Origin of the sequence: Acaryochloris sp. IP29b_bin.137 (assembly GCF_028285745.1) — a bacterium.
Taxonomy (GTDB): domain Bacteria; phylum Cyanobacteriota; class Cyanobacteriia; order Thermosynechococcales; family Thermosynechococcaceae; genus Acaryochloris.
In genome coordinates this window covers 1-5,087 of sequence record NZ_JANQOP010000215.1, presented here as the reverse complement: position 1 = coordinate 5,087, position 5,087 = coordinate 1, and the positions used below count along the sequence as shown (strand labels likewise).

The 5,087-nt window shown below is 48.8% G+C and carries 6 protein-coding genes and 1 pseudogene; 2 read left to right on the top strand and 5 right to left on the bottom strand.

What is annotated here, in order from left to right; all coding sequences use genetic code 11:
* Window positions 1-72 precede the first annotated feature (72 nt).
* The 5 genes and pseudogenes from rppB to Q0991_RS14995 form a co-directional block, all read right to left on the bottom strand.
* A pseudogene (gene rppB / locus Q0991_RS25195) lies at window positions 73-1,411 on the bottom strand (two-component system sensor histidine kinase RppB).
* A gap of 40 nt (window positions 1,412-1,451) precedes the next feature.
* Window positions 1,452-1,715 (bottom strand): hypothetical protein, encoded by a 264-nt coding sequence (locus Q0991_RS15010; protein WP_299489619.1) that lies wholly within the window; start codon window positions 1,713-1,715, stop codon window positions 1,452-1,454.
* Window positions 1,675-1,917: a hypothetical protein gene (locus tag Q0991_RS15005; RefSeq protein ID WP_299489617.1), complete on the bottom strand. Its 243-nt coding sequence runs from the start codon at window positions 1,915-1,917 to the stop codon at window positions 1,675-1,677. Before Q0991_RS15005 ends, Q0991_RS15010 begins: the two co-directional genes overlap by 41 nt.
* A 133-nt stretch (window positions 1,918-2,050) precedes the next feature.
* Window positions 2,051-2,746: a two-component system response regulator RppA gene (rppA, locus tag Q0991_RS15000; RefSeq protein ID WP_299489616.1), complete on the bottom strand. Its 696-nt coding sequence runs from the start codon at window positions 2,744-2,746 to the stop codon at window positions 2,051-2,053.
* A gap of 5 nt (window positions 2,747-2,751) precedes the next feature.
* Window positions 2,752-3,168 (bottom strand): heavy metal-responsive transcriptional regulator, encoded by a 417-nt coding sequence (locus tag Q0991_RS14995; protein ID WP_299489614.1) that lies wholly within the window; start codon window positions 3,166-3,168, stop codon window positions 2,752-2,754.
* Window positions 3,169-3,323: 155 nt separating this feature from the next.
* Here Q0991_RS14995 and Q0991_RS14990 point away from each other — a divergent pair, with 155 nt between their 5' ends.
* Window positions 3,324-4,121 (top strand): glutaredoxin, encoded by a 798-nt coding sequence (locus Q0991_RS14990; protein WP_299489612.1) that lies wholly within the window; start codon window positions 3,324-3,326, stop codon window positions 4,119-4,121.
* Between the two features lie 169 nt (window positions 4,122-4,290).
* A partial coding sequence (locus tag Q0991_RS14985; protein WP_299489610.1) for a metallophosphoesterase occupies window positions 4,291-5,087 on the top strand: 797 nt, incomplete at its 3' end.

The window sequence follows — 5,087 nt, the reverse complement described above, 5'->3', positions numbered from 1 at the left end:
ATGAAGAAATGCAGAAATCTTATTGGAGAAATGGCTGCACTTTAAACCTTGGATTCAACAGGTAAGTTCCGCTCAGGTAGGGAGAATCGGTAGATGGATTATAAAAAGGCTGCCTTTACTAGGCTGGCTCTGCACCGTGATTCTTCCCTGATGTTTTTGAGCAATCGCCTGGGCAATCGCCAATCCTAACCCGGAACCGCCCGTTTGTCGGTTGCGATCGCAATCCACCCGATAAAACCGATCAAAGATGTTTGATTGCTCCTCATCAGCCATCCCCACGCCTGTATCCCTTACCTGGAGAACAGCCTGTTGATCCTGCTGAGCAAGGGACAGGGTGACCTGCCCCCCTCGGGCGTGTACTGAATGGCATTAATCACCAAGTTAAACACTAAGCGATACAGCTGGGCCTCATCCCCAGTCATCTGCAAGCGCTGCTCAGTCTGAATATCAGTGATAAGTTGAACCTGTCTACTTAATGCTAAAGCTGCTAATTCCTCGGCGATGTCATGGACCACATCCTGTAAACAGCAGGTATCAGTTGGATGAGTTTGAACGTGACGGTCCAAGCGGGTGAGCAACAGTAAGTCCTGAATTAATTGAGACAAACGCTGATGCTGTCGATCCAAAACCTGCAACGTTTCGCGAGTCTCGACTTCTGAAAGGGGAGACTTATCCAAAACAGATTCCACCGTCGCTTGAGCAGCGGCAATTGGCGTCCGTAACTCATGGGCCGCATCTGCTGTGAACTGCTGCATTTGCTGGTAGGACTGACGAATCGGTTGCATCGCTCGTCCAGCAAGCCACCAGCCTGCAACACCAATAAAAAACAGCGCTAAGGGCAAGCCAGCAAATAGAACCAACCTGACTGAGGAGAGATACTGATCAGAATGTTTGAGAGAGCTACCGACTTGCAAGTATCCCCAAAGGGGCGCATTAGGATTTTGCAAAGGAATAGTGATTTGACGGTAGCGAATCTTGTCCTCATCCTGAAGATATTGCCATGCGGTCGTAGATGAAGAGAACGCTAGATCACTGGGTTTTAAACCAGCTAAGGCAATGAGGTTTTGGGAGCCATCTAAGAGCCGAATTTAATAGCTGCCCTGGAACATTTCCCCTGGTGCATGATCTGCAACGCTAGCAGACGTTATGCAGGGTTCTGGACTAATGCAAGAAGCCGGTAAATATCGCTGGGCACTGGCGGGGAGTTCGCCTGGTTGCTTGAGCATTGGCTCTAAATTATCGTGTAACCGACCTGCGATCGCTTGCAATTCTCGATCCGCAGCCGTTCGATGGGCATGATCAATCGCCTCATAGACACCTAAGCCACTCAGGGTCAAATAATACCCATCACCCCGGCATACCAGCTTGCCAATCGCCAGCGAGTCTGACGAAATAACGTCTGCTCATTCATGGTTTACAGGGAAAGGTAATGCCAACTTCTACCCAACGATTTAGTGACTACCGCTCAGAATTTTGTCGTATTCACGATGAGGACCAATCCAAAACCAGACGTAAGCATCATCGCGTTTGACTGCTAAGGCCCGGTAATCATCGTTGACTCTTGCTGACCACAGTTTACTCACGGGTTTGAATCGCAAAGATGGATGTTGTGGATTGCGTCGAAGCAGTCGATACTGTTTGCGAGCTTGGCGCTGTAGGTCAAGAGATAGCTTGTTATACAGCTTCCAAAAAGTCTTTGTCGCACGATGCTTCAAGATTGATGGTTTCTCCTGCGTCATCTTCCGCGACAACGTTAGCAATCAGCTGATCGAACTTTCCCGCTTCTACATCAGTGCGTAGTTGCCGTTCAAAGTCATCATCGCTCTGTTCCAACCAACCCAAAAGAGCCTCTAACTTTTCTTGAGGCTGTTGCTGTAATAAGTGACTAATCGTTTGCAGCGTTTCTTGACGTGTCATGGCTGAATCCTAGCATAGGCAGCACTATTTTCGTTGCCTGGGACAGGTGGACCCTGAAAGGGCCACTTTTCTGGACCTGGTCCTTGCTATACGCTTTTGCGATCGCTTGAGCATCTAATGGAATAATGTTTGCTTATTCAGGGTTGAGATGAAGACGATAACCCACTCCATAGACCGTCTCAATGGCTTGGTCACAGCCCAGGTCAGACAATTTTCGCCGCAGTTGCCGCATCAGGGCAGCTACCACATTACTGATGGTGTCGGCTTCCGCGCCCCAAAGCTGATTAAGGATCTGATCGCGACTGACAATTTGTCGAGGATGCTGCATGAAATACTCTAATAGCTGAAATTCTTTATGGGTCAACAAGACACTCTGACCTTGTCCCTGATCCAGGATAGAGACATTGTGGGTGCCATAGTCCAACGTGAGCGGCCCCACCTGAAGTTGTTGAGGCTGAAAATGGGGCGATCGTCGCTGCAGTGCCCGCAAACGGGCCAGTAATTCAATTTTGCGAAAGGGTTTAACCAGATAATCATCCGCTCCCGCATCCAGCCCTGTTGCGGCATCTTCCGGTTGATCCTTGGCGGTTAGCATCAGGACGGGCAAAGGACTCTGCTGAGCCCGAAGGCGTTGGCACAGATCTATCCCGGATAATCCCGGCAATAACCAGTCGAAGATCGCCAGAGTGTACTGGGTCCACTGGCTTTCTAGATAGCCCCAAGCCTCCCTGCCATCTTTCGCCCAATCCACAATGTACGCTTCCTGGGTGAGAGTGCGCTGAATGGCGGCTCCCAGATCCGGTTCATCTTCGACCAGTAAAACTCGCATAAGCGTTATAGGGAAACAGTTGAAATTAGAGGGCAGATATCACCGGGTTGAGGTCGGGGCTGGTTGGTGGCCCAGCGATCTCGATATTCTTCCAATTCAGATTTAAAGGACATCATCTGCTGGATTTGATGGTCAAGCTGTTCAATCTTGTCTTGCAGCAGGGACTGCACCCGTTCACAAGGGATGTCTCCTTGTTGATGAATATTGAGGATTTCCCGAATTTCTTCTAAGGAGAACCCCAAGGTTTGTGCCTTCTTGATAAACTGCACCTGCTGCACGGTCTCTTGGGGGTAATAGCGGTAGCCATTGTCTCCACGATCCGAGTGAATTAACTGTAAGCTTTCGTAGTATCGCAACGCCCCAACAGCAACCCCAGTTTGCCGTCGAACCTCACCAATTTTCAAATGTGTGGCTGTGGTCATCTTTTCGTTGAGTTGAAAACTACCTTCACTTTAAACCCTACAGTCAACTGTAGGGTCAAGCCCATCACCCAGGTGGGCGATATTTGCCCCTTGACTCTCTAGTTAACTGTAGGGTTTAGCCTATGAATGACTCCAATCGTACAGGGAGGTGAGTGATGACAACCTTAAGCACAACCCAGACACCCGTTAAGCTCTATCGCATGTCCACTGCAGACCATGACTGTCCCTGGGGCCTGAAGGCCATCCATTTGCTCAAGGAGCAAGGTATTGAGTATGAAGACCACCCATTACGCTCTAAGGAAGAGGTGGAGGCATTTAAAACAAAACATGAGGTTCCCACCACGCCACAAATCTTTTTTGGCGAAGAGCGCATAGGCGGCTATACCGATCTAGCACAACATTTTGGTGTGGAAGTTGAGGCTGCTGACTACTCCTACACCCCTGTAGTTGCTCTCTTTTCCACGGCTGGCCTGATTACCCTTGCAACCTCATTAGGGATGACCGGTTTTATGGGAGTGTCACTTTCAATGCTGGCATCTCTAAAGCTAATGGACCTGGATGCCTTTGTCGAAGGATTTCAGAAGTATGACCTGATTACCAAAACATTCAAGCCCTATGCCAAGTCTTACCCTTTCGCTGAACTGCTGATTGGCCTGGGTTTCTTGTCTGGAGTGGCACCACTATTAACTGGAATGAGTTCACTGTTGATTGGAACCAGTGGTGCTATCTCTGTTTTCAAAGCAGTCTATATCGACAAACTGGCATTGAACTGTGCCTGCGTAGGCGGGAATGCTAAGACTCCACTAGGTATTGTCAGCTTTGCCGAAAACGCGATTATGGCTGGTATGGGGGCTTTTCTAATATTTACGTCAGTGGGTGACAGAACCCTGGAAACAGTGCAGACGCCAGATTGGTTATCTTCTGAGGTTGTTCAGCTTAGGGATGATGTGTAGAAAATTGGCCTGCACTGCTCAACTCATGCAGATGGAGTAAGAATCTTGTCGAGTTTTTAACCTTCTCCGTTCAAAGTATCTGCGAAAACAGTTTTCTCTATCGCTGGTCTACGCTCATGCGGGTGAGCTGATCTTTTGTAGAGAACTCGATGCAGATTTCTGGGTAGGTATGTCTTTTAAGCGGCGAAAGCTTCTTTCTCTAATCAGTTTGTCTGGCTTGGGGGTTGGTGTGTTACATCATCGGGCTCAATCCCAGGAGCCAATCCAGGAATGGTTAGATAGGAAAACTCAGATACCAGATTCAGCCCCATCTCACCTACGATTTGTCGCCGTGGGGGATGTGGGCACCGGAAAACGGTCTCAGTTTAAGGTTGCTCAAGCCATGATGGCGTACTGCAAGCACCATCCTTTTTCCCTGGTTTGGCTTGTGGGGGATAACATCTACAACTCAGGAGATATTCACCGAGTCAAGAGCGTATTTGCAAAGCCCTATAGCGCTTTACTGCAGAATGGCGTGACGTTTCATGCCGTTTTAGGCAATCATGATATTCGATCCAACGAAGGTAAGGATCAGCTTCGCTATCCTGGGTACAACATGCTGGGGCGGTACTACACTTTTGGGGATGAACTGGCTCAATTCTTTGCACTAGATACCAATCCCGGCCATCATTGGCCTGCCCAACTCGAATGGCTAGAACAAACGCTATCTCGATCGCAAGCAGTCTGGAAAATTGTATTGGGACACCACAATATCTATTCTTCAGGTTGGCATGGTGCGTTTCAGCACTTAGTTGAATCATGGGGACCATTGATGGGCCATGTTCCTAGCCAACCGATGCTTTTAAAGCAGCTCCCTCCGTTGTTTACCCGATATGGTGTGCAGCTTTACGTCAATGGTCATGAACACCATTACGAACGGACTCAACCTATTCGTGGCACCACCTATCTAACCTGTGGCATTGGTGG

Coding starts and splice junctions, on each gene's coding strand:
- Q0991_RS15005 (WP_299489617.1), bottom strand. CDS start 1,917: ATGACACGTCAAGAAACGCTGCAAACGATTAGTCACTTATTACAGCAA.
- rppA (WP_299489616.1), bottom strand. CDS start 2,746: ATGCGAGTTTTACTGGTCGAAGATGAACCGGATCTGGGAGCCGCCATT.
- Q0991_RS14995 (WP_299489614.1), bottom strand. CDS start 3,168: ATGACCACAGCCACACATTTGAAAATTGGTGAGGTTCGACGGCAAACT.
- Q0991_RS14990 (WP_299489612.1), top strand. CDS start 3,324: ATGACAACCTTAAGCACAACCCAGACACCCGTTAAGCTCTATCGCATG.